A 2417-nucleotide genomic window follows, 5' to 3' on the forward strand; every position below is an offset into this window, starting at 1 on the left:
GAGCTGATTCGTCCTTGAGCTGGATCTTGAACGAGGAGCTAGGGCTAATCCTGGAAAGATCACGAAGAATCCACCAATGAGCCTGCTTCACCAGAACCAGTCAGTTGAAGTTATACTCAATCGCTTCTTTGTTAAGGAGCTAGCTCAGGAAGACCTCACCTTTTATGAGTACGCCTGTAGGCCAAACCCACTTCCGGAGCCAGGAGAAGAGCAGAAAGCTATTGCTAAGGTTTGCAATCGTCTAGGTGTAATAGACGTTCGTTTGGTGAGTCGCATTATCACACGGGAAAGAGTCTCGCCCAGCCAGCTCAAAACACCAGAATGGGAGTTAGAAGAGTGTGGGCTTAGGGATCTAACCTGTGCCAATGCTCAAGAAAGAAGCGCCCTCGAAAGCTTTGAGCGCAAGGGGATAGAGTCGCGCCTTAGATCTCTGTACACCAAAACTGCAGTTGAATCGATAGGAGGAGGCCTGCTCTGGTGGATCACTGCTCAGGAAGGGGTAGAACTTTCCGGGGATGGCTGGGAAATCCACAGAGCAAGAAGAATAGATGTTGCTGTTGAACCAGATGGAAAGCTTTACTTAGAAGTCGATATTCATCACCGCCTCTACACGCCGTGGACTTTGCATGAATGGCTGGAAAACTATCCAGATATCCCAATCAAGTGGGTTCGGAATACATATGGTAAACGCGAGACTTGGGAATATCTGGGTATTTTTTCCAATCAGTCGCCGCGAGAGATTCAGTTGCCAGAGCTGAAGATTAGTCTGGCGGAGTATCATTTGCAGAAGTACAATGCACCTAGAGAGGACGTGGAAAGCTCTTGGGTAGTCGAAGTAGCTTCAAAGCAAAGGTGTTTTCCCCATCTGTCTCGGAGGCTATCGCCTGTTTTGACCTTGGAAACGCTAGCCAGTCTAGAAGACAACAAAGGTTTTGGTAGCAAAGTTATCGACCGTGTTATCAAGCATGTCAGAAAAAGCTTGAAGGAACGATTGCAAGAGTCTGAAAAGACTGTAAAGACTATCATAGAGAATGTCTACAACCTTCCCAAGGTGGAAATTGAACCCCTGAAGGCCCAGGGTTACATCTTGCCCAAGCCAAAGCTATTGGGATCGGATCGTAGGCAAGTTCAAAATCCTGCTCGAGTTAGGTATCAGGGATGTGCAAAAGTAGGCGAGACTAAGTTTGGATGCCTAAACCTCTATGACAACAGGCGAGAGTATCCCAGCGAAGTGCGCAAGTGCTTGCTTGAGGTAGCCCAAAAAAGCGGAGTAGAAGTTGAACTGGGCTTCTATGCCACTCAGCAAGACTTGCCTGAAGGCGATCTTGCCCGAAAAAGATTCTGGCAACGCTGGGCTGAGCAAGGGATCAAAACTGTTTTGGTTATTATGCCCTGGTCGCCCAATGAGCGCAAGCAAAAGATCCGCATGGAGGCCCTTGCAGCGGGGATAGCAACCCAGTTTATGATCCCTGGCGCTGATCCCTACAAAGCCCTAAACGTCGTCCTAGGGCTTCTGTGTAAGGCAGCATGGCAGCCGGTACTCCTGGAACCCCTCGACCATCCTGAACTCAATTAGATAATCATTGGCTTTGATTTGGGCACTAATCGGCAGCTATACTACGGAGCCTCTGCTTTTGCTGTGCTGGCCGATGGGCAGAGCTTAGGTTGGGAGCTGCCTGCTGTGCAGAGAGGAGAAACCTTCTCCGGCGACGCAATTTATCGAACTGTGTCCAAACTTGTCAATAAGTTTCATGACAAGCTTGATCGCTATCCCAGCAAGGTTCTCTTGATGAGGGATGGTTTAGTTCAAGGAGGCGAATTTAGTAGAACAATTGAGGAGTTAGAAAAAGAAAAGATTGCTGTGGATTTTGTTGGGATACGCAAAAGAGGTACAGGAAGAATGGGGATAGAAGAAGGATAAGGTAAGTACAAAGACGCCAAAATAGGCACCGTTGTTTTCGACTACTCGCGAAAGTCGTTTACTCTGGTAACAAGCGAGCCCATTAGCAGGAGAGGCGCAGGCTCTATTGGCAGCGCAAGGCCCCTGCGAGTTGTCCACGAATATGGCAGTACGCCGTTGGAGGTCTTGGCTGTACAGACTTATCACCTTTCTCAACTTCATCCTGCCAGTGGCTTTCAAGCCTGTAGGCTTCCCTGGGTACTCCATTTTGCTGACAAAAGCGGCAAGGAGTTCCAGCGCCTTGGCAGCAACATCTTCAATGTCCTGCAAAGCATAGATCGCCAGAAGTTAATTGCCGTCTAGCTTGGCCCTGCTAGGATAGGGAAGGGTTTGGCATGTTGGCTATGTTCACCAACAACGAGGTCTGGAAGACCTTTTTGAGCAACCCCGTTGTCTTCTGCGGGGGCTTCCTGAGCGGCCTGCTGGGCTTGGATATCAAGCAAGATCCGCTGCGCAG

The 2417-nt window shown here is 49.2% G+C and carries 2 protein-coding genes; both read left to right on the forward strand.

The window, feature by feature from the left end; all coding sequences use genetic code 11:
• Nucleotides 1–76 precede the first annotated feature (76 nt).
• On the forward strand, nt 77–1576 hold the full coding sequence (locus tag NW858_RS11600) for an argonaute PAZ domain-containing protein (RefSeq protein ID WP_414520553.1): 1500 nt from the start codon (nt 77–79) through the stop codon (nt 1574–1576).
• A gap of 18 nt (nt 1577–1594) precedes the next feature.
• Nucleotides 1595–1921 carry a hypothetical protein gene (locus NW858_RS11605; protein ID WP_414520554.1) on the forward strand — a complete coding sequence of 109 codons (327 nt, stop codon included), beginning with the start codon at nt 1595–1597 and terminating at the stop codon, nt 1919–1921.
• Nucleotides 1922–2417: the final 496 nt, after the last annotated feature.

The organism is Synechococcus sp. H55.10, assembly GCF_047502715.1.
Classification (GTDB): domain Bacteria; phylum Cyanobacteriota; class Cyanobacteriia; order Thermostichales; family Thermostichaceae; genus Thermostichus.